Annotated in this window: 15 protein-coding genes; 10 read left to right on the plus strand and 5 right to left on the minus strand. The window is 69.7% G+C overall.

What is annotated here, in order from left to right; genetic code table 11:
• Positions 1 to 16 precede the first annotated feature (16 nt).
• The gene (locus ABZU25_RS04540; RefSeq protein ID WP_355027919.1) at positions 17 to 3,388 is read right to left on the minus strand and encodes a GH92 family glycosyl hydrolase; all 3,372 of its coding nucleotides are present in this window, start codon (positions 3,386 to 3,388) and stop codon (positions 17 to 19) included.
• A 381-nt stretch (positions 3,389 to 3,769) separates the two neighbouring features.
• Between ABZU25_RS04540 and ABZU25_RS04545 the strand changes: the two genes are divergently transcribed.
• A complete protein-coding gene (locus ABZU25_RS04545) occupies positions 3,770 to 9,163 on the plus strand; it encodes a fibronectin type III domain-containing protein (protein ID WP_355027920.1) in 5,394 nt (1,797 codons plus the stop codon).
• A gap of 279 nt (positions 9,164 to 9,442) precedes the next feature.
• Here the strand turns inward: ABZU25_RS04545 and ABZU25_RS04550 are convergent, their stop codons facing one another.
• Positions 9,443 to 9,703, minus strand: coding sequence for a YciI family protein (locus ABZU25_RS04550; protein WP_355027921.1), 261 nt, complete (start codon positions 9,701 to 9,703; stop codon positions 9,443 to 9,445).
• Between the two features lie 120 nt (positions 9,704 to 9,823).
• Positions 9,824 to 9,946 (minus strand): 50S ribosomal protein L36, encoded by a 123-nt coding sequence (locus ABZU25_RS04555; protein WP_030490864.1) that lies wholly within the window; start codon positions 9,944 to 9,946, stop codon positions 9,824 to 9,826.
• A gap of 132 nt (positions 9,947 to 10,078) precedes the next feature.
• Here ABZU25_RS04555 and ABZU25_RS04560 point away from each other — a divergent pair, with 132 nt between their 5' ends.
• Positions 10,079 to 10,999 carry a lytic polysaccharide monooxygenase gene (locus ABZU25_RS04560; protein WP_355027922.1) on the plus strand — a complete coding sequence of 307 codons (921 nt, stop codon included), beginning with the start codon at positions 10,079 to 10,081 and terminating at the stop codon, positions 10,997 to 10,999.
• A 19-nt stretch (positions 11,000 to 11,018) separates the two neighbouring features.
• On the opposite strand, the gene mgrA is transcribed toward ABZU25_RS04560, so the two are convergent.
• Positions 11,019 to 12,014 (minus strand): L-glyceraldehyde 3-phosphate reductase, encoded by a 996-nt coding sequence (mgrA, locus tag ABZU25_RS04565; protein ID WP_355027923.1) that lies wholly within the window; start codon positions 12,012 to 12,014, stop codon positions 11,019 to 11,021.
• Positions 12,015 to 12,118: 104 nt separating this feature from the next.
• On the opposite strand from mgrA, the gene ABZU25_RS04570 reads away from it, so the two are divergent.
• The 7 genes from ABZU25_RS04570 (at position 12,119) to ABZU25_RS04600 (ending at position 19,681) form a co-directional block, all read left to right on the plus strand.
• Entirely contained in the window at positions 12,119 to 12,616 is a 498-nt protein-coding gene (locus tag ABZU25_RS04570) for a hemerythrin domain-containing protein (protein WP_355027924.1), read from the plus strand.
• Positions 12,617 to 12,671: 55 nt separating this feature from the next.
• Positions 12,672 to 13,916, plus strand: coding sequence for a histidine kinase (locus ABZU25_RS04575; protein WP_355027925.1), 1,245 nt, complete (start codon positions 12,672 to 12,674; stop codon positions 13,914 to 13,916).
• The gene (locus ABZU25_RS04580; RefSeq protein WP_355027926.1) at positions 13,913 to 14,563 is read left to right on the plus strand and encodes a response regulator transcription factor; all 651 of its coding nucleotides are present in this window, start codon (positions 13,913 to 13,915) and stop codon (positions 14,561 to 14,563) included. Before ABZU25_RS04575 ends, ABZU25_RS04580 begins: the two co-directional genes overlap by 4 nt.
• A gap of 76 nt (positions 14,564 to 14,639) precedes the next feature.
• Positions 14,640 to 15,716, plus strand: a complete 1,077-nt coding sequence (locus ABZU25_RS04585; protein WP_355027927.1) for a hypothetical protein — start codon at positions 14,640 to 14,642, stop codon at positions 15,714 to 15,716.
• A 56-nt stretch (positions 15,717 to 15,772) separates the two neighbouring features.
• Entirely contained in the window at positions 15,773 to 17,233 is a 1,461-nt protein-coding gene (locus ABZU25_RS04590) for a sigma 54-interacting transcriptional regulator (protein WP_355027928.1), read from the plus strand.
• A 2-nt stretch (positions 17,234 to 17,235) separates the two neighbouring features.
• Positions 17,236 to 19,188, plus strand: coding sequence for a VWA domain-containing protein (locus tag ABZU25_RS04595; RefSeq protein ID WP_355027929.1), 1,953 nt, complete (start codon positions 17,236 to 17,238; stop codon positions 19,186 to 19,188).
• A 28-nt stretch (positions 19,189 to 19,216) separates the two neighbouring features.
• Positions 19,217 to 19,681, plus strand: a complete 465-nt coding sequence (locus tag ABZU25_RS04600) for a hypothetical protein (protein ID WP_355027930.1) — start codon at positions 19,217 to 19,219, stop codon at positions 19,679 to 19,681.
• 210 nt (positions 19,682 to 19,891) lie between these two features.
• On the opposite strand, the gene ABZU25_RS04605 is transcribed toward ABZU25_RS04600, so the two are convergent.
• A complete protein-coding gene (locus tag ABZU25_RS04605) occupies positions 19,892 to 20,902 on the minus strand; it encodes a DJ-1/PfpI family protein (protein ID WP_355027931.1) in 1,011 nt (336 codons plus the stop codon).
• A 52-nt stretch (positions 20,903 to 20,954) separates the two neighbouring features.
• Between ABZU25_RS04605 and ABZU25_RS04610 the strand changes: the two genes are divergently transcribed.
• Complete coding sequence (locus ABZU25_RS04610) at positions 20,955 to 22,259, plus strand: MFS transporter (protein ID WP_355027932.1); 1,305 nt, start codon at positions 20,955 to 20,957, stop codon at positions 22,257 to 22,259.
• Positions 22,260 to 22,265 lie beyond the last annotated feature (6 nt).

Below are 22,265 nucleotides of genomic sequence, written 5' to 3' on the forward strand. Positions count from 1 at the left end.
GGTCGCCCGCCCCATGTCAACCTGTCCCGACGGCGAAGATGTGCTGCTGTCCAAGGGTCTTCTTGGGCAACGTCAACGACTTCACCGTCTTGCCCGCGAGAAGAGGGAAGGTGCTGGCGAAAACGTACGTCCTGAGTTCTTGCCTGCCGAAACGAGCACTGTTGCGGTATGGGAGTGCGGCGGCGACGGTGTTGCCGTGGCTGACAGTGCGACCTCCTCCGGCGAGGGTCCAGTCGCTGAAGCCAAGGGTGATCTGCTGGGTGGTGCCGTCGGTGTAGGTGATGGTGGCCAGACCGGAGGTCCCGTCGACCCAGCCGGTGGCCGCGCCGAGGAAGCCGATCTTCGTCGCGCCGGAGACGGGCGTCACGGGGATCTGTTGGCCTTCGGAGTGGTAGTTGTCGCGGTCTCCGGCGGCGAGGTTGGGCCAGGTGTAGGTGACGGCGTTGTGTGTGAAGGTGGAGCCGGCGCTCAGGCCGGCTGCGGCAAGGGCTTGGCGGGAGTAGCTGTAGGTGGCGCCGTCGAGGTCAGCGCCTCCCGGGTAGGCGTCGTCGCTGATGCCGGCGCTGTCCCGGTGGCCGCCGAAGCCGATGTCGAAGACGTGCAGCCGGCCCGCAGACACAGTCGCAGGCAGGGTCACCCCGACCACGGTCTGGCGCGGATCGAGGGCGAAGGTAGCCGAGTAGAGGTAGGTGGGAATGTTCTCCTTACCACCCGCGAGAGCCTGGTTGCGGTAGGGCATGGCTGCCGCGATGGTGGTGCCGGGGCGGGTGGTTGCCTGGCCGGCGGCCAGCGTCCAGTCGCTGAAGGCGAGGGTGACCTGTCGGCTCGTCCCGTCGGCGAAGTGGATCGTGGCCAGACCGGCTGCGCCGTCGACGTGGCCCTCGGCGCTGCCGAGGACCCCGATCGTGGTGGCCCCGGGTGGGCTGTGCACCGTGAGCCGTTGGCCCTGGGCGATGACGTTGTCGGGTTGACCGGGGCGGACGTTGGGCCAGGTGTAGGTGGTGCCTTCGGTGGTCAGCCGGCTTCCCGGGACGATGCCGACGGCGGCGAGCGCCTCGGCCGAGTAGCTCGATGTCCACTGGTCGTAGTTGCTGGATCCGGGCGAGCCGTCCGCACTGCTGCCGGTGTTGTTCGCCACCGCGACCGCGTTGGTGCCGTTGGAGGGCGGGGCGGCGTCCGCCCCGGCCGCCCACGTCGTGTTCGGGGTGGCGGCCAGGACCAGGTCGAAGCTTCCCCCGGCGGTCAGCGCCGCCGGCGGCAGGTAAGCCTTGTTCCAGCTGGCGCCGTTGAACTGCATCGACTGGATGTACGGCGCCGAGGCCTGGGCGGCGGGTGCGTTGATCGTCCACGTCGCCCCACTGGGCAGCGTCACGACGGCCTGCGGGAACAGCGGGCTGCCGAGGACGAGGTCAGCGGTGCCCGGTACCGCCGGGTACATGCCGAGCGCTGCCCAGACGTACCAGGAAGACATGGAGCCGAGGTCGTCGTTGCCGGGAAGGCCGTCGGGGGCGTTACGGAACAGTTCGGTCTGCACCCGACGTACGACCTGTTGGGTCTTGTCGGGCCGGCCGGTGTACGCGTAGAGCCACGGAGCGCCGAAGCTCGGCTCGTTGCCCATCCACGCCCCGGAGCCGAGGACGTCGTTCAGGGTCGCGAAGTGGGTGTCCAGGTACTGGTTGAGGGCCGCGCTCCCGCCCTTGGCAGCGGCAAGGCCCTGCACGTTGAACGGCACCGCGAGCGTGTACCGCCAGGAGTTGCCCTCGGCCCAGTCGTCGTAGGAGATGTCCGTGGGGTTGAATCCGGGCCGCCACTCGCCGGACTGCCGACGCGGTTGCACGAACCCGCTGGCCGGGTTGAGCAGGTACTGCCAGCCCTGCGCCCGGGACGCGAACCGGGCGTGGTTCCTGGTGTCACCGAGTTGACGTGCGAAGGCGGCGAGAGCGAAGTCGGCCGCGTGGTACTCCAACGAGGTGGAGGTCGTCGCGTTGTGGTTGCAACAGCCATACCCGCCGTCCTCCGGCAGGTAGCCGAGGCTGTCCAGGTAGACGGTGCCCGGACGAGCGTTGCCGGGCCGGGTCGACTGCGCGACCATCGCCGCGAGGGCTTTGCCGGTGTCGAAGTCACGTGCCCCGAAGGCATGGATCGACGCGATCGTCGGAATCGCCGGATCACCGACCATCATGTACGACTCGTCGTTGGCGACCGACCACTTCGGCAGCCGACCGCTGTGCTCGTAGTCGTTGAGCAGTGAGCGCACCAGGTCACTGGCACGATCGGGTGCCAGCAGCGCCATGAGCTGGACCTGGGACCGGTAGACGTCCCAGCCGGAGAAGTTGGCGTACTGGTCGTCCTGCCCGGTGGGCAGCGTGCGGACCTGGCCGTCGAACCCCCGGTACTGACGATTGGCGTCGCTGTACACGTTGGGGTGCAGCAACGAGTGGTACAACGCCGTGTAGAAGATCTTCTGCTCGTCGGCGGTGCCGCCACCGATCCGCATCCGGCCCAACAGTTGAGTCCAGGCGGCCCGCGCCGCCGTCCGGACCGTTGTGACATCCCAACTGCTCAGAGTGTCCCGGTTCGCCCGTGCGTTCGCGACACTGACGAAGGACACGCCGACCTTCGCCTGCACGACGGATCCGCTGGGGAACGTCAGGGCGACACCGCCGTCGCCGGTGACGAACGGCCTCGGCGTCCACTTCTGACTGCTGGTGAAGGCGCGGTCGAAGCTGACCGCGTAGTGCATCGTGTAGTCGTTGTCCTTGGTACAGAACCGTCCGTCGGTCACGGTCCCGGTGATCTCAGTCGAGCTTGCCACCGACACTGTCGCGTTCGACGTCCCGGCGCCCGCGCTCGCCTTCACCAGAAGCGAGGCCGCCGGACCGGCCGGAAAGGCGATCCGACCGAGCGCCGAACGGACGGACGTCGTCAGCTCGACGCGAACGCTGTTGGCCAGGTTCACCGAGTAGTAGCCCGCCGACGCCGACTCGCCCGTGTGCGAGAAGCCGACGGTCGCGTTGTCCTTGTCCGTCGGCAGCGCGCCGGTCACAGGCAGGAACGGCAGGTTGCCGTAGGCGAAACACCCGGCCCCGCTCATCCGGTTGACGCCGAAGCCGGAGACCGCGGTGGCGGCGTAGTCGTAGCCTCCACCCGGCACCCGGGGCGCTGTGTCCGGTGCCCACTGCAGCATCCCAAAAGGCATGCTCGGCCCCGGCGACGTATTGCCGGAATCCTTTCCCGTCGCGGCCCGGGTGCCGATCATCGGATTGACCAGCGCCGCCGGATCCGACACGAGCGAAACGGCCGCGTGCGCCGGCCGAATGGGCGCCGGCAGGACAAGCGTCGCCGCAACAAGGGCAGCCGCAAGCAAACCCCGGAGCAACCGTTTCATGGCGCACCTCCTCGTCCATCGCCAACAGACCGAGCCGTGATCGACGAGACTCTAGCCGCACGATAGTTCTTGTGCTGTCCCCCTCGGCCGGATCACGTATCCCGTCCGACCTGGACGGAGCGAGCTACTGACTGTCCGAATGCCTCTGTCGAGGTCATGGTCTGTGCGTTGGGGTGGAAAAGGTGAGCGATTGAGTGAACTGGAGGTTTGCACCCGGTCTAATCCGTTTTTGTGCGATCCGCCGTCATCTGAGCCTGCGCCATGCCGCCAATGTGGAAGCTCCCTGCGTCGAAATCTTGACAACCGTCATCACGTAGCTCAAGGTTCCGCTCACGTGCGCTGTGCTGTCGGCTGAAGCCGACGTCAATACGGGGAGCTCAGATGCGGACCATTGACCGTTCGAAAACGACGACGCATGCTAGAAGCTGGCAAGCGGCAGCGATTGCAATTCTCATGATGCTCGGCTTTGCATATTGGGCGGAGCCGGCACGGGCGGCGGTCTCGACGATGACGGCAGCACAGTTGAACACGATGTTCAAGGCCTATGGGGACGCCGGGAACCACTGGACCGGCGGTGACGGCACAACCTCGGTCGCCTTGCCGGACGGTCGGGTCGTCTGGCTCTTCTCGGACACCTTCCTGGGAACTGTCAACGCCGACGGCAGCCGGTCGGCCGACTCGCCGATGATCAACAATTCTGCTGTCGTGCAGACCGGTACCGCGCTCGGCGCGACTCTGCACAGCGGCACCGCGCTCTTACCGGACGCGCTGGTCGTGCCGAGCCAACCCGGCGAGTTCTTCTGGGTGGGCGACGCAGTGGTCGAGTCGGGAGAGCTGCGGGTGATCTACAACCGCTACCGGCGCAGCGGCCAGGCACCCCTTGACTTCGCCCTGACCGGGGTGTCGCTGGCCAGGTTCGCGCTGCCGTCGCTGACCTTGAGCTCGGTGCAGGAGTTGCCGGTCGGCAAAACCGTGAACTGGGGCGCCGCAATCACGCCGGACGGCAGCTATACCTATATCTATGGGACATCGACCGCCCCGGGACGGATGAAGTTCGCCCATGTCGCCCGTGTCGCCACCGAAAATCTCGATGGTCCGTGGCAGTTCTGGAACGGATCAACGTGGTCGTCGGATCACACGGCAGCGGCACGGCTTCTCAGTGGAGTGGGCACCAGTTACTCCGTGCAGAAAGTTGGCTCGGAGTATCTCCTAGTCACGCACGAGAACAACCTGGTCTTCGATCCGCAGATCGTGGCGTACAGATCCACCTCGCCGACCGGGCCCTTCACCGGCCCCATCCAGCTCTACACTGCCCCGGAAATCACCCCCGGTTCATCCAAAGTGGTTTACGACGCCCGACTTCATCCGGAGCTGACGACCTCCGGCAATCTGCTGATGTCCTACAACGTCAACAGTCTGAAGTTCGCTGACACGATCGCTGATGCACGCCTCTACCGTCCACGTTTCGTGGATATCGCCTGGCCACCGCCGGCGCCGGGCACCGGGCTTCCGGCCGCGCCCACGGGGCTGAGCGTGACCGGGCAGGACGACTTCGCTGACCTGACGTGGTCGGCGGTGAGTGGCGTCTCCTCCTACCGCTTATACCAGCGGGACGTCACCGGAGGCCAGACGCATTTCGCCCGGCTACCGGTCGCCTCGACCACGACGAGCAGGCGGGCGGGCCTGCTGATCCCCGGCCACCAGTACGAGTTCAAGGTCACTGCGGTCAACAGCTCCGGTGAAGGGGCGTACAGCACGACCGTCTCGATCACACCACGGAGCACCAAGCTGGCGGCCGACGTGATCGGGAATGCCAACATCGCGGACGCGATCCCCGGCAGCTACCTCGTCCGGCTCAAGGAAGAGGCGGCCCTGCCGGAGCGCCTGACCAGCTACGCGACACAGCTCGTCGCCCAGGCCGGCGGCACTCTCGGCCCGGTGCTGCCCACGGCGATGCGAGGCTTCGCCGCGACTCTCACCGAGGCTCAGGCAGTGAACCTTGCTGCGCATCCGGACGTGCTCGATATCGAACAGGACGCCATGGCCGACGTCTTCGGCGAGCAGGCCGACCCGCCATGGCACCTTGATCGTGACGACCAGCGAGACCTTCCGCTCGATCAGAAGTATCAGTACCCGAACGACGGTCCGGTGCAGTCGTACGTCATCGACTCCGGCATCCGGGCCACGCACAACGAGTTCGGTGGCCGCGTGACCACCGGATTCAACGTCCTCGACGGCAGCACCAACACCCCAGACTGCAATAGGAGTCACGGTACCTCGGTCGCGGGAGCACTCGGTGGTGCGACCTTCGGTGTAGCGAAAGCCGTAAAGATCATTCCAGTCAAGGTGTTCTCCTGTACCGGTGAAGGAAAGGTCGGGCGGGCTGCCATCCGGGATATCGTCGAGGGGATCGAATGGGTTATCGATGATGCGCGGGAGAAGAAGCCCGCGGTGCTGAACCTGAGTCTGGGGGCGGCAGCCAGCGAGAAACTCGACTATGCGGCCCGGGCTGCCACCGACAGCGGACTCACGGTTGTCGCCGCCGCTGGCAACCATGGTGGGGACGCGTGCGATGTCTCGCCAGCGCGAGCGTCAAAGGACAGCGCGGTCATCACCGTCGGGGCGACCAATAGCACCGACAGGCTGTGGATACAGAGCGGAAGAGGCTCCTGTGTAACAATGTTCGCACCGGGCGTCGACATTACGACCGCCGGATCCCTCAGCGACAGCGAAGTTGTGCCGAAAACTGGTACCTCTCTTGCCGTGCCGCAGGTTTCGGGTGCCGCCGCGATGCTGCTCTCGGCCCACCCCGGTCACAGCCCCAGCGACGTCAAGAAGGCGCTTGTCGGGGCGGCGAGTAAAGACAAGTTGGTCGGCACCGGCACCGGATCGCCAAATCTTCTGCTGTTCGTGGAACGGCCGCCGGCCACCGCACCTGCCAACTTGACGGCAACTGCTGTGGACGATGGCACAATCGCGTTGAAGTGGGATCCGGTCGCTGCGGAAAATGCGCACTACCTGGTTTCGTCAAGGGATGTGACCACGGGTGAGGCCAACTTCGTGCGCTGGCCTTCTCCGGTCTTCGACGGGACCACCGCAATCGCGCGGAACCTGCTGGAAGGCCACGTGTACGAGTTCCGGGTAGCCGCGGCCAACAGCGCCGGCACCGGCCCGGAGTCCAACATCGCCCGTGCGACGACTGATCGTGTCGGGCCGCCGGCGCCGACGGGCCTGACGGCAACCTCGAAATCCGATGGATCGATCACCTTGGCCTGGAACTCCCTTGGCGCCGACGTCTGGTACTGGATCTACCAGCGCGACGTGACGACGGGCGAGACCGAGTTCACCCGGCTGGAAATTCCGATCAGCACCTGCTGCACGTTCAACGCTGGCCTACTGCTCCACGGACACGAGTACGAGTTCAAGGTCAGTGGTAGCCACCAGGGCGGCGAGGGTCAGGCATCTACACCGGCCCGAGCAACCTCGACCTATCCAAAACCAGCACCACCGACCAATCTCCTCGCCGCAGCGGAGGACGGACGAGTGGTGTTGAACTGGACAGCGAGTGCCACCTCCAACGTCTGGTATCTGATCCATCAGCGGGACGTGACCCTCGGCGAAACCGAGTTCACCACACTGGAATTGCCGGTCACCACCTGTTGCACCTTCACGGCTGGTTACCTGGCCAACGGGCACACGTACGAGTTCATGGTGACGACAACCAGCCAAGGCGGGGAGTCCGTACCGTCGAATCGGGTGAGCGCCAAGCCGATGCCGGCGCTGCCCGGCAAGGTCACCGGACTCGCAGCCACGGCTCTATCCAATGGAGACATCAAACTCAACTGGACGTCGCCGCCCGGCGACAGCCTCTGGTTTGACATCTACCAGCGAGACGTGAGCCTCGGGCAGGGTTTCTCCAAGCTGCCGGTGCCGATCACCAGCTGCTGCACGTGGACGGCCAGCCTACTCACTCACGACCACGTCTATGAGTTCAAGATAGCGGCGACGAATGCGTCAGGTGCCGGCGCGCAATCCGCTGTCGCCTCCGCCACCTCGCGCTACAGCCCGCCACGCGCACCGGCGAACCTGCGCGGCGCTACCGCCGGCGACGGCACCATCGATCTCGACTGGGACGCGCCAGGACCGGAGGGCTACCTCTACTGGATCTACCGTCGGGATGTGACGGCCGGTGAGGCATTCAGCAAGCTCCCCTACCCGACAGAGGAGACCAAAGCTTCTGTCGGCCTGCTGGTCCACAACCACGTCTACGAGTTCAAGGTGACAGCCGAGAACCAGGGGGGTCAGGGACCGGCCTCGAACGCGGTGACGGTTACGGCACGTGGTGGACTGCCCGGGGCTCCGACCGGACTTTCCGCCACCGCGGGCGACGGCCAGGTAACTCTGAGATGGACGGCTAGCCCGACCACAGGGGCCATCTACAACATCTACCAGCGGGACAAGACCGCCAATCAGTCGTGGCAGAAACTCTCGCTACCCATCTCTGGGACCAGCATGACCACGAGCTACCTGAGCAACGGGCACACCTATGAGTTCAAGGTCACCGCCTCGAACTTCGCCGGTGACTCGGCGGCCTCGAACGTGGCGTCGGCGCGGCCGATGCCACCATTCCCGCAGGCACCGACGAACTTGAGCGCTTCGGCGGGCGACGGCAAGGTGACCCTGAGGTGGTCGGCCAGCTCGACGCCGAACGTGTCCTACTGGATCGAGTCGCGGGCCAAGGGCGGCAGTTGGTCCAGGTTGCCGGTGTCGATTGGCTGCTGTTCGGACACGATGAATCTGCTTTTCAATGGGACGACGTACGAGTTCCGGATCCGGGCGACGAACCTCAGCGGTGACTCGGCGCCCACGAACGTGGCCTCGGCGCGGCCGATGCCACCATTCCCGCAGGCACCGACGAACTTGAGCGCTTCGGCGGGCGACGGCAAGGTGACCCTGAGGTGGTCGGCCAGCTCGACGCCGAACGTGTCCTACTGGATCGAGTCGCGGGCCAAGGGCGGCAGTTGGTCCAGGTTGCCGGTGTCGATTGGCTGCTGTTCGGACACGATGAATCTGCTTTTCAATGGGACGACGTACGAGTTCCGGATCCGGGCGACGAACCTCAGCGGTGACTCGGCACCCACGAACGTTGCCTCCGCCCGGCCTTGGCCTCCGATACCGCAGGCGCCCTACACCCTCCGAGGCACTGTTGGCCAGAACGCCATCACCCTGACCTGGTTTGCCAGTCCGACGCCGCGGATCTACTACCGGGTATACATGCGTAACGTGACCCGGGGTGGCGGCTGGAGCACTGCGGCCGGATTCCTGACCAACACCTCGGTGTATGTGCCGTACCTGATCGGCGGTGACCGCTACGAGTTCAAGGTTGTGGCAGAGAACATGGCCGGAGAGAGCTCTCCGACGAACACCGCCAGCTTCCGGATACATGACGTCTACGCAGACGTGAACTGCACCGATTACTACACCCCTATCAGAGACATTCCGGTCGGGTGGACGGCGGTGGAGTCCAGCGCCTTCGGGATCGCCGGTGGGGACGGCGTGCGCATCAAGGTCCAGCTCAGGGTGTGGGAGAACAACGAACTGTGGACGCGCACCGACTTCTGGTTGACCACCAGTAGTATCGGTTTCTGGAGCACCCGGGTGGACGAGCACGAGTCATACGGGGGTGGAGATTACAGCCTCTACGTCAATGTCTACGGGCCGAACGGCGAAGACTGGGGCCGGGACAGCGACTCGGATTCCTGTGACGGGCCCTAGCCTCGTCCCCTGATCGAGGGCTGAATCCGAAACAGGAAGGTTCCAAGCCACCAAGGGCGAGGCCGCGTTGCGCACGCGGCACACGACGAGGGCGTTCCCTGCCAGCAGGGCCGCACCGAGGATGACGTCGGTGCCCGGCAGTGTGGGGGTCAGGGGTTCGAGCCCCCTCGGCTCCACCTTGCGAACGTAGGGCAGCGGCCCGGTTGATGATCATCAACCGGGCCGCTTCTTTTCGTCCACGCCTGTTCGTCCTGCCGACTACGCACGCACCACAAGCGTCTAGCGGACGATCGGTGACCACTCCCGCTGGCTGACGATCGTCACCCCGGGGGTGCGGTAATAGGGGTCCTCGGCGACGATCGCGGCGAACGCCTCGGCGTCCGGGACGTCGAAGATCAGGAGTGCGCCGGAGTCGTCCGAGAACGGCCCGGCCATGGCCAGGCGGCCCTCCTGACGCAGGGCCTGGAGACGTTCCCGGTGCGCGGGCCGAGCGGCAAGCCGGTCGGGTTCGTCGCCGAAGGACAGCTCCAAGATGAACACGGATTCCTCCTCGTCGGGGCGGTTTCCGGAGCAACCTAGCGCGACAGTGAACGCAAAAACGCCCCGACCGAGGGTGACCCGGTCGGGGCGTGCACTGCGTTATGTCCGATAAGGGGGTTATCAGCCCTGGCGGCTCTTCCACTGCGGGTTCGCGCGGTTCACCACGACCACCCGGCCACGACGGCGGACCACCACCGAACCCGGCTTCTGCTTCAGCGCACGCAACGAGCTACGTACCTTCATGTCTGCCTCCTCGGTTCCAGCGGTTCCGAGTATCGAAACGCCGCACCCACCCCGGGGATTCCCGCCGACCAGGCGGCCGTCGTCGAACCTTTGCGGCCCGCCGGCCGTACCAGTGGGCGGGAGGTCAACCTCATGACCGTACGCCGGCTCCTCGCCACGGTGCTGGTCGCTGTCGCGACAGTGCCGTTGGCCGCCACACCCGCCGCCGCGCACGGCGCCCCGACCGACCCGATCAGCCGGGCGGCGGCCTGCGGACCCGAGGGCCGGTACGCGGCCACCGCCGCCTGTCAGGCCGCTGTCGAAGCGGGCGCGGCCGTCCGGGAATGGGACAACGTGCGGGTCGCCGCGATCAACGGGCGGGACCGGGAGCGGATCCCGGACGGTGAGCTGTGCAGCGGCGGGTTGTCCGCGTACCGGGGGCTGGACCTGCCCCGGACCGACTGGCCGGCCACCGACCTGACGGCGGGCGCGAAGTTCACCTTCCGGTACCGGACCACCATCGAGCACCGGGGCACCTTCCGGCTGTACGTCACCAAGCCCGGGTACGACCCGAAAGCGCCGTTGACCTGGTCGGACCTCGAAACACGCCCGTTCCTGACACTGACCGACCCGCCGGTGCGGGCCGGGGCGTACCAGTTGCCGGGTCGACTGCCGGCCAGTCGTGCGGGCCGACACCTGATCTACACGATCTGGCAGAACTCCAACACCCCGGACACCTACTACTCCTGCTCGGACGTGCTGTTCGGCGACGCCAAGGCCAAGGCCACCCCGCCGAACGCCGCCGCGCCGAAGGGGGGTGCGGCTGCGCCGCGTACCGCGGCGAGCCGGCCGGCCGCCACCGACACGGCGGTGGCGGCGGCGGCCGACCCGGGCGTGCCGGTGGCGTCGGGGACCGACCTCGACGGGCGTTGGCCGGTGCTTGCTGGTGCCGCCGTCGTGCTGGTCCTGGTGCTGCTGGTCGGCGCGGGCCGGCGACGCCGCACCGCAGTGGCCCCGGTCGGCCGTCAGTGCGAGGTACGCAACCACCGCGTCGGGCGGCGCCGGATCTGGTGACCCGGCCCGCCCGTGCCGGTCAGCGCAGCAGGCCGTCGATCTCGGCCAGCTCCTCGGCGGTGAAGTCGAGGTTGTCCAGCGCGGCGATGTTCGTCTCCAACTGCCCGACGCTGCTCGCCCCGATGATCAGGCTGGTCATCCGTGGGTCACGCAGCGCCCACGCGAGCGCGAGCTGGGCGAGGGACTGGCCGCGCCGCTCGGCCACCGCGCCGAGCCCGCGGATGGTGGCCATCTTCTCCTCGCTGAGGTCGCTCTCGTTGAGGAAGACACTCGTGCGCACCCGCGAGTCGGCCGGGATGCCGCCCAGGTAACGGTCGGTCAGCAGGCCCTGGGCCAGCGGGCTGTACGCGATGCAACCCGCCCCGACCTGCTCCAGCGTGTCGAGCAGGCCGTCGGACTCGGTCCACCGGTTGAGCATCGAGTACGACGGCTGGTTGATCAGCAGCGGCGTGCCCAGATCGCGCAGGATCGCGGCGGCCCGCGCGGTCTGCTCGGAGTTGTAGTTCGAGATGCCCACGTAGAGCGCCTTGCCGGAGCGGACGATGGCGTCCAGCGCGCCCATCGTCTCCTCCAGCGGGGTGTCCGGGTCGAACCGGTGCGAGTAGAAGATGTCGACGTAGTCGAGCCCCATCCGGCCCAGCGACTGGTCCAGCGACGAGATCAGGTTCTTCCGCGAGCCCCACTCGCCGTACGGGCCGGGCCACATCAGGTAGCCGGCCTTGCTGGAGATGACCAGCTCGTCCCGGTACGCCCGCAGGTCGGTGGCGAGCAGCCGGCCGAAGTTCTCCTCCGCCGAACCGGGCGGCGGCCCGTAGTTGTTCGCCAGGTCGAAGTGGGTGACCCCCAGGTCGAAGGCGCGCCGGACGATGTCGCGCTGCCTGTCGAACGGGCGGTCCGGGCCGAAGTTGTGCCACAGCCCGAGGGAGACGGCGGGCAGTCGCAGGCCACTGCGTCCGCTGCGCCGGTAGGTCATGGTGTCGTAGCGGTCATCCGCGGCGAGGTAGGTCACGATCATGAGCCTAGCTCCGGCCGGTGCTACGGGGGATCGGGTGTGGAAACCAGGACATCGCGGTAGTTTCGACGCGACGACCTGCCCCGGCCCAACGGGAAGTGAACACAGTGGACGACATCACCGCACTGATCCTGGACGACCACGCCGCCTTCCGGCGCGGCTTCGCCCGCCTCGACGACGCCCGCGACGAGCAGGAGCTGCTCGCGATCTGGGACGCCCTCGCCCTGCACCTGGACATCCACGCCGAGGCGGAGGAGGCGATCCTCTACCCGCACCTGGTCAAGCACGGCGACGACGGCGAGGACGAGACCGCCGACGCGATCGGCGACCACAACAAGATCCGCGACGCCGTCGCCGAGGCGAAGCTGCACCCGGTCGGCTCCGAGCAGTGGTGGACGGCGGTCGGCACGGCCCGCCGGGAGAACAGCGAACACCTCGCCGAGGAAGAGGACGAGGCGCTGCCCGACTTCCGTCGGCACGCCAGCACCGAACTCCGCGCCGAGCTGGGCCAACGCTGGCTCACCTTCTACGGCGAGCACAAGAACGGCCGCAACCTTCCGTTCCGCGACAAGGACCCACAGCGGTACGTGGCCGACCACCGCTGAGATCTCCCCAGCGCGGGGGAGTCGCCGCAACCGATTCCGGCCGCAGAATGACGAGGTGATCCTCCGAGCGGCGCTGGCCCCGCTGGTTGCCGGCAGCACCTGGCGACGCGGCGTGTTCCTGCTGCTCGGCGGAGTGTTGGCGCTGCCGTACGGGCTGCTCGCGGTGACCTTCGCCCAACTGCTCGGCGACTCGGAGATCCCCCGCTCACTGACGTACGCGCTGCTGGTGATCGCGGCGCTGATCGCCGTGGTGCCGCTGCTGCTGGACGGCAGCCGGGCGCTGGAGATCGCCGCCGTGCGGGGGTTGCTCGGTGTCGATCTGCCCGAGCCGGCGCTGGGGCATCGCGGCGACCGGGAAACCCGACTGCGCAGCGCGCTCTGGATCGCCACCCACCTCATCGTCGGCGCGGGGGTGATGATCGCCCTGTTCAGCGCCCTGCCGATGGCGCTGGCCTTCATCGCCCAACAGTTCGGCGTCGGCACCGAGCTGACCAGCCAGGAACGGTTCGGGCCACTGGACGGGAGGGACAGCGGCTGGCTGACTCTGACCGGGGTGGCGATGTTCGTCGGTCTCGGCTACGCCGTCGCGGGGCTCGGCGCGCTGGCCGGTTCGATGGCGCCGGTGCTGCTCGGCCCCGCGCAGGCGGAGCGGATCGCCGCCCTGGAGGCGCAGGCCACCCGGCTCGCCGAACGCAACCGGCTGGCCCGGGAGCTGCACGACTCGATCGGTCACGCGCTGACCGTGGCCACCCTCCAGGCCGGTGCGGCCCGCGAGGTTCTCGACACCGACCGGGAGTTCGTCCGGCGGGCGCTCAGCGCCATCGAGGAGACCGGACGGACCGCGATGGACGAGCTGGACCACGTGCTCGGGCTGCTCCGGGAGACCGGCAACGACCGCCGGGTGGTGGCGCCGCAGCGTACCCTCGCCGACCTGGACCGGTTGGTCGCCGACGCCCGCGCGGCCGGGCTGGCGGTGCACGCACACCGCGTCGGCGACCCGGCGCGGGTGCCCGCGGCGGTGTCCCGGGAGGGCTACCGGATCGTCCAGGAAGGCCTGACCAACGCCGCCCGGTACGGCCACGGGCCGGTGACGCTGCGGCTCGGCCTGCACCCGGGAGCGCTGGAACTTGAGCTGGTCAACGCGTTGGACCGCCCCGAGCGGGCGGACCCGGGTCGGTGTGGCCGAGGACTGGACGGGATGCGGGAGCGGGTGCTGCTGCTCGGCGGCCGGATCACCGTTGGTCCCGACGGCGACCGCTGGCTGATCCGGGCCCGTCTGCCGTACGAGGAGGCGACATGACCACCGGGGTGCTGATCGTCGACGACGACGAGTTGATCCGGGTGGGGCTGCGCGCCATCATCGACGCCCAACCCGACCTGCGGGTGCTCGCCGAAGCCGCCGACGGCGCCGAGGTGCCGCCGCTTGTCGCCCGGCACCGGCCGGACGTGGTGCTGATGGACGTGCGGATGCCCAGCATCGACGGCATCCAGGCCACCCGGCACCTCCTGGCCACCTCCGCCAACCCGCCCCGGGTGCTGGTGGTCACCACGTTCGCCAACGACGAGTACGTCTACGAGGCGTTGCGCGCGGGAGCCTCGGGTTTCCTGCTCAAACGGGCCCGACCCGCCGAGGTGGTGGAGGCGGTCCGGGTGGTCGCGGCGGGAGAGTCGCTGCTCTTCCCGGCCGCGATCCGTCAGCTCGTCGGGGCGTACGGGCCGGTGGGCGGCGATCGGCTGCGCGCCGCCCGACTCACCGAGCGGGAGGCCGAGGTGCTGCGGTTGATGACCACCGGCCGGTCCAACCCGGAGATCGCCGCGCACCTGGTGGTCGGGGTGGAGACCGTCAAGACGCACGTCGGCAACGTGCTGGCCAAGCTGGGTGCCCGCGACCGCACCCAGGCGGTCATCGCCGCCTACGAGTCCGGGTTCGTCACCCCGTCGGGCTGATCGGTCCCTCGACCGGGGGAGCGGCTTCACCGCCGGCCGGGAGGGAACCCGGCGGTTATCCGTCGAGGCTGAGACCATGACAACGATCACTGACTCCCGACCCCGTACCGACTCCCGCTGGCCGGATCGGCTCGCCCCACTGGCTGCCGGTTGGCTCGGCCTGTGGGGCGTCCTCGCCCTGGTCGGCTCGCTCACCGGCGCCGGCTATCCGTTCGGCGCGAACGACAGGAACGGCGGTGAGGTCAGCCTGCTGCGTCTGGTGCCGGTGGACCTGGCCACCCCGCTCTTCGCCGGCGTGCTGCTGACCGCCGCGGTGGCCGCACTGGCCATGAGCCGCCCGGCGGTACGCCCAGCCGGCCCGCTGCGGGCGCTGCTCGCCGGCTATGGCTGGGCGGTGGCGTTCGTCCTGGCCGTGGTCGTGCCGGATGTCCGGGTGCTGCTCATGCTCGGCTACCTGCCGATACTGATCGTCGGCGCGCCGTTCGGCTGGCCGCCGGTCGACTACTCCGACCTCTTCAACTGGGCGCTGTTCGCCCGGTTCGCCGCGCTGGCCGGCGGGCTGCTGCTGGCCGGGGCGGTGCTCGCCTGGCAACGCCGTACCGCCAGGGCCTGCGTCGGCTGCGGTCGCGGCGACACCGACCGAGGGTGGACCACCCCGGCTGCCGCCGCGCGCTGGGGTCGGTGGGCCGCCGGCATCGCCGCGATCATCCCGTTCACGTACGCGCTGACCCGGTTCGCCTGGGCGGCCGGCATCCCGCTGGGCATCTCCCGGGAGTTCCTCACCGAGATGCAGGACACCGGGCTGGTGTGGGCCGGGTTCGGGTTGGGCGCGTTCGCCACCGTCGGCGCGATCCTCACCCTCGGGCTGGTCCAGCGCTGGGGTGAGCGGTTCCCGCGCTGGATGATCGGCCTGGCCGGTCGGCGGGTGCCGGTGAAGCTGGCCGTGGTGCCGGCCACCCTGGTCGCCATCGCGGTGACAGCGGCCAGCCTGGGACTGCTGAGCAACCCCAGGTTCTGGGAGCTCACCGGCGGGCTCAGCCTGACCGGGGCGCCGATGCTGCTCTGGCCGCTGTGGGGCGTGGCGCTCGGCGCGGCCACCTACGCGTACCACCTGCGCCGCCGCGGAGCCTGCCGGCGCTGTGGCCGGGGTTGAGGGTGGGAGTGGGGGTGCCCCTGATGCCCGGGGCACCCCGGCGAATGTGAGCTAGCGTGGGTCGGGTGACTGCGCCTAACCCGGTAATCCCGGTTCCACCGGCCGACCTGCCCGGCACGCTCGGCGCGCTTCGGGCAGCCGGTCACCAGTACCGCACCGTCAAGCAGGAACTCCGCGACAACCTCCTCGCCCGGATGCGCTCCGGCGAGGCCCGTTTCCCCGGCATCGTCGGCTACGACGACAGCGTGCTGCCCGAGGTCGAGCGGGCCCTGCTCGCCGGGCACGACATGGTGCTGCTCGGTGAGCGCGGCCAGGGCAAGACCCGACTGATCCGCTCGCTCGGCGCGCTGCTCGACGAGTGGACCCCGGTCATCGTGGGCTCGGTGCTCAACGAGCACCCCCTGCACCCGCTCACCCCCGCGTCCCGTGCCCAGGTCGCCGAGGCCGGCGACGACCTGCCGATCGGCTGGTTGCACCGCTCCATGCGCTACGGCGAGAAGCTCGCCACCCCGGACACCAGCGTCGGCGACCTGATCGGTGACGTCGACCCGATCCGGATCGCCCAGGGCCGCACCCTCGGCGACCCGGAGACCATCCACTTCGGGCTGGTGCCGCGCACCAACCGGGGCATCTTCGCCGTCAACGAGCTGCCCGACCTGGCCGAGCGCATCCAGGTGGCCCTGCTCAACGTCCTGGAGGAGCGGGACATCCAGGTCCGTGGCTACCAGCTGCGGCTGCCGCTGGACCTGCTCCTGGTGGCCAGCGCCAACCCGGACGACTACACCAACCGGGGCCGGATCATCACTCCGCTCAAGGACCGGTTCGGCGCGGAGATCCGCACCCACTACCCGGTCGACCTGGAGTTGGAGCTGGCGTTGATCCGGCAGGAGGCCGACCTGGTCGCCGCCGTGCCGGAGCACGTCCTGGAGGTGCTGGCCCGTTTCGCCCGCGCGGTCCGGGAGTCGCCTTCGGTGGACCCGCGTTCGGGTGTCTCCGCCCGGTTCGCCATCGCCGCCGCCGAGACGGTCGCCGGTGCCGCGCTGCGCCGCGCCGGCCTGCTCGCCGCGACCGGCAGCCCGCAGGACCGCCCCGAGGCGGCGGTGGCCCGGGTCGGCGACGCGGTGTCGGTGACCAGCACGCTGCGCGGCAAGGTGGAGTTCGAGTCCGGCGAGGAGGGGCGGGAGATCGAGATCCTCGCCCACCTGCTGCGGACCGCGACCGCCGAGACGTTCCGGGCGCACCTGGCCGGGCTGGACCTGTCCGGGTTCACCGCACTTGTCGAGGACGGCGCGGCGATCGAGACCGGCGAACTGGTCAGCGCAACGGAGCTGCTGCGCCAGGTTGGCACCGTACCCGGACTGGCGAAGGTCCTCGACCGGCTCGGCCTGGGCGACGGGCCCACTCCGGAGGAAGCCGCCGCCGCCGTCGAGTTCGTGCTGGAAGGGCTGCATCTGACCCGCCGGCTGGGCAAGGACGTCACCGACTCGGGGCGCACCGTCTACGGCGGCCGGAGCTGACCATGGCCGGCAACCGGTTCCGGTACGGGCAGTGGACCGGCGGGCCCGACCCGCTGGCACCCCCGTACGACGTACGCGAAGCGGTCGACGAGGTCGGCGCCGAGGTGCTGGCCGGCGGCAGCCTGCGCGAGGCCCTGCGGGACCTGCTGCGTCGTGGTCCGCAGGGGCGGGGCGGGCTGGACGACCTGGCCGCCCGCGCTCGGCGGCTGCGCCGGGATGCGCTCCGCCGAGGCGACCTGGACGGTGCGGTGACCAGGGCAAGGGCACTGCTCGACCAGGCTCTCGCCGCCGAGCGGGACGAGCTGCGTGGCCGCGACGACGACGGCGCGCGGTTCGCCGAGTCGGTGCTGGACAATCTGCCCCGCTCGACAGCGCGGGCGGTGGAGGAGCTGTCCGGCTACCAGTGGGCCAGCGAGGACGCCCGCCGGTCGTACCAGCAGATCCTCGACCAGCTCCGTGACGACGTGCTCGGTCAGCGCTTCGCCGGGTTGCGCGACGCGGTGCGGGCGTCCGCCGACCCGGCCGCCCAGCAGCGGCTGGCCGAGATGATGGGCGACCTGAACGACCTGCTGGCCCGGCACGGCCGCGCGGAGGACACCACCGACGCGTTCGCCGAGTTCATGCGTCGACACGGCGACTTCTTCCCGGAGCAGCCGGAGACCGTCGACGAGCTGATCGACGTGCTGGCCCGTCGTTCGGCTGCCGGCGAGCGGCTGATGAACTCGCTCTCCGACCGGCAGCGCGCCGAGCTGGCGGGTCTGATGCAGCAGTCGCTCGGCGACCGTCTCGCGGGGGAGTTGTCCGCGCTCGACGCCAACCTGCGGGCGCTGCGCCCGGATCTGCGCTGGGGGCGCGGCGAGCGGGTCCGGGGCGACCAGCCGCTCGACTACGCCGACGCGGCGGGCGCGCTGGGTGAGATCGGCGAGCTGGACGACCTGCTGGACCAGCTCGACCAGGAACATCCGGGGGCCACGCTGGACGACGTGGACGTCGACGCGGTCGCCCGCACGCTGGGCCGGGAGGCGGCCGACGACGTGCGCCGGCTGCGGGATCTGGAGCGGGAGCTCCGCCGGCAGGGCTGGGTGAGCCGGGACGCGGAGGGGCTCACGCTGAGCCCGAAGGCGCTGCGCCGGCTCGGCGGGACCGCGCTGCGACGGGTCTTCGCCGACCTGACGGCCGGGCCGCGCGGGCAGCACGACCTGCGCTCGGCGGGGGCCGCCGGCGAGGTCAGCGGTGGGTCCAGACCCTGGGAGTACGGCGACGAGCAACCGTTGGACGTGGTCCGGACGCTGACCCGGGCGGTCCGCCGGGCCGGGCCGACGGTTCCGGTGCAGCTCGCGGTGGACGACTTCGAGGTGGTGGAGACCGAGAAGCGGGCCTCGGCGGCGGTGGTGCTCTGCGTCGACCTGTCGTACTCGATGATCTCGCAGGGTCGTTGGGGGCCGATGAAGCAGACGGCGCTGGCGCTGGCGCACCTCATGGAGACCCGCTTCCCGCAGGACGCCCTGCAGATCGTGGGCTTCGGCCGGGAGGCGATGGCGCTGACCCAGCAGGAGCTGGCCGCCGTCGAGCCGGACGGTGAGCAGGGCACCAACCTCCAGCACGCGCTGCGGTTGGCCGGTCGGCACCTGCGCCGGCACCCGGACGCCGAACCGGTGGTCCTGGTGGTCACCGACGGGGAGCCCACGGCCCACCTGGACCCGGACGACGGGGAGGCGCTGTTCCACTGGCCGCCGCTGCCGGAGACGATCGAGGCGACGGTCCGTGAGGTGGACCGGCTGAGTCGCTACGGCGCCACGCTCAACCTGTTCATGCTCGGCGACGATCCGGGTCTGCGGCGCTTCGTCGACGCGGTGGCCCGCCGCAGCCGTGGCCGCATGTTCACGCCGGACACCGACGACCTGGGCGAGTACGTGGTCAGCGACTACCTCCGCTCCCGCCAATCCCGCCGCTAACGTCCCGCCGGGCAGGTTGACTGGGGGCATGGAGAGTGCAGGGCTGCGGCGGGCCTATGACGGGGTGTTCGTCGAGCTTGACGAGGGGGAGTTCGGGACGGCTCCGGAGGGGCAGCTCAGCGCCGAGCAGATCGTCGCGCACCTGGTCGCCAACGACGAGCTGATGATCCAGGCCACCGAGGCGCTGCTGGCCGGATCGCCGTTCGCCTACTACGAGCTGGAGGAGAACATCCACCGTCCACAGCTCGACGCGCTGGCCGCCGAGCAGGGCGGTCTGCGGGGGCTGACCGCTCTGTTGCACGACACCAGTGACCGGCTGTGCGGGCTCGTCGCCCAGCTCGGCCTGGCGGCGGAGACCCCGGTCGAGACCCACCTGCGCGAGGGCTTCGACCTCATCGTGGACGAGCCGCTGCCCTGGTCCCGCACCCTGGACCTGCACATGCGGGTCCACCTGCCCAAGCACCAGGCGCAGCTCCAGATGCTCCGCGCCTGAGCCGACGCGGTCCTGGGCCGCCTCGGTCGGGCTCGTCGTCCGGCGTCTTGGTCTGATGAGCGGTATACCTGTGAGTCATATTTATGACTCACAGGTATACCGCTCATCGCTGCAATGCCCGTCGGCTGTCGCGCCGAGGCCGGCGGCGATGCCAGCACCATTCGGTGGCGGGGCCGGGCGGGGCCGGGCGGGGCCTCGGCGGGTGGTGGATCAGGTTTCGATCAGCTCGGGACGGGGGTGGAAGGTGCGGCGGTAGGTCGAGGGCGCCACGCCGATGCGTTGGTGGAGTTGCTGGCGCAGGGCGGCGGTGGTGCCGAAACCCGCGCGGTGGGCGATCTGGTCGACGGTGAGGTCGGTCGTCTCCAGCAGCAGTCGCGCGTGGTCGGTGCGTTGTTGCAGCAGCCACTGCGCCGGGCTCAGGCCGGTCTCCGACCGGAAGCGCCGGGTGAAGGTGCGCACGCTCATCCGCGCCTGCTCGGCCAGGTCGCGCAGGGCGATCGGCTCGTGCAGCCGCTGCCGCGCCCACTCCCGGACGCCGGCGGTGCTGCAGTCGGTGGCCTTCGGCACCGGCCGCTCGATGTACTGCGCCTGACCGCCGTCGCGCCACGGCGGCATCACGCAGCGGCGGGCCGCCCGGTTGGCCACCTCGCTGCCGTGGTCGAGGCGGATGACGTGCAGGCAGAGGTCGATGCCGGCGGCGACTCCGGCCGAGGTGAGCACCCGGTCGTCGACGATGAAGAGCACGCCCGGGTCGAGGTCCACCGCCTCGCCGTGCAGGCGACGAAACTGCTCCGTGTACGCCCAGTGGGTGGTCGCCCGACGCCCGTCGAGCAGCCCGGCGGCGGCCAGCACGAACGCCCCGGTGCAGATCGACATGATGCGGGCGCCCCGCTCGTACGCCGCCCGTAACGCCTCGGTCACCTCCGGCTCGACGGTGCCCGAGGTCAACGCGGTGCCGGCCTGGATGCCGGGGACGATCACCGTGTCGGCGGTGTCGAGCAACTCCAGACCATGGTCGGGGAGCACCTGGAAATTGGCAGTGCTCCGCACCGGCCGCCCACCCGGGGTGCAGACCCGTACGTCGTACAGGTGCGTGTCCTCGGCGGTGCGGGCGGTGCTGAAGACCTGCGAAGGGGTGCCGAGGTCCAGGCCGACCACCTGGTCCAGGGCGAGTACGGCGATCCGGTGCGGGCGAACGGTCATGGCCCGATTATTGCGCATGATGGCTTTCCGGCCACTCGCCGCGGTGTGCGGCCCCGCCCAGACTGGTCGCGTGACCAAGAACCGCCTCCTGCATCCCGCCTGGCTGGTCGCCGCCGTCGCCTTCGTGGCGCTGGTCGGCGCGGCCGGCTTCCGCGCCACCCCGTCGGTGCTGCTGCACCCGCTGCACGAGGAGTTCGGTTGGCCGCTGGCCACCATCTCCGCCGCCGTCTCGGTCAACCTGCTGCTCTACGGGCTCACCGCGCCGTTCGCCGCCGCCCTGATGGACCGGTTCGGCATCCGCCGGGTGGTCTCGGTGGCGCTGCTGCTGGTCGCCGCGGGCAGTGGGTTGACGGTCTTCATGAGCGCCAGCTGGCAGCTGCTGCTCTGCTGGGGTGTGCTGGTCGGAGTGGGCACCGGCTCGATGGCGCTGGCGTTCGTGGCCACCATCACCGGGCGTTGGTTCGTCCGCCGAAGGGGTCTCGTCACCGGAGTGCTGACCGCCGGTGGGGCGGCCGGACAACTGGTGTTCCTGCCACTGATCGCCATCCTGGTCCGCGACCACGGCTGGCGTACCGCCGCGCTCGTCGTGGCCGGAGCCGCGCTGGCGGTCGTACCCCTGGTGGTGTGGTTGCTGCGCGAGCACCCGGCGGATCTCGGGCTGCCCGCCTACGGGGCGACCGAGGTCGTCGCGGCGCCACCGGCGACCGGCGGTGCGGCGGCCCGGGCGCTGGGCGCGCTGGCGACGGCGGCCCGGACCCGGCCGTTCTGGCTGCTGGCCAGCGGGTTCGCGATCTGCGGCGCGACCACCAACGGCCTCGTCGGTACGCACTTCGTGCCGGCCGCGCACGACCACGGCATGGCCCAGACCACCGCGGCCGGGCTGCTCGCCCTGGTCGGGCTCTTCGACATCGTCGGGACCATCGCCTCCGGCTGGCTCACCGACCGGGTGGACAGCCGGTTGCTGCTCGGCATGTACTACGCGCTGCGTGGGGCGTCCCTGCTGGTCCTGCCGAGCCTGTTCAGCGGCAGCGCCAAGCCGAGCATGCTGGTGTTCATCGTCTTCTACGGCCTGGACTGGGTGGCGACAGTGCCGCCGACGGTGGCGCTGTGCCGGGAGTACTTCGGTGGCGCCGGGGCTGTGGTGTTCGGCTGGGTGTTCGCCGCCCACCAGCTCGGTGCGGCGGTCGCCGCGACCGGTGCGGGGCTGGTGCGGGACCGACTCGGCGACTACGCGATGGCCTGGTACGTGGCCGGTGCGCTGTCGATCGGCGCGGCCGGCCTGTCGATGCTGCTGCGCCGCCGGCCCGGCCGACCGGTGCCGGAGGCCGTGCTGGCCGCCGCGACAGCGCCGAAGGCGTGGCGGTTCCAGGGCTGAGCCGGC

Source organism: Micromonospora sp. NPDC005215 (assembly GCF_040607915.1).
Classification (GTDB): Bacteria; Actinomycetota; Actinomycetes; order Mycobacteriales; family Micromonosporaceae; genus Micromonospora.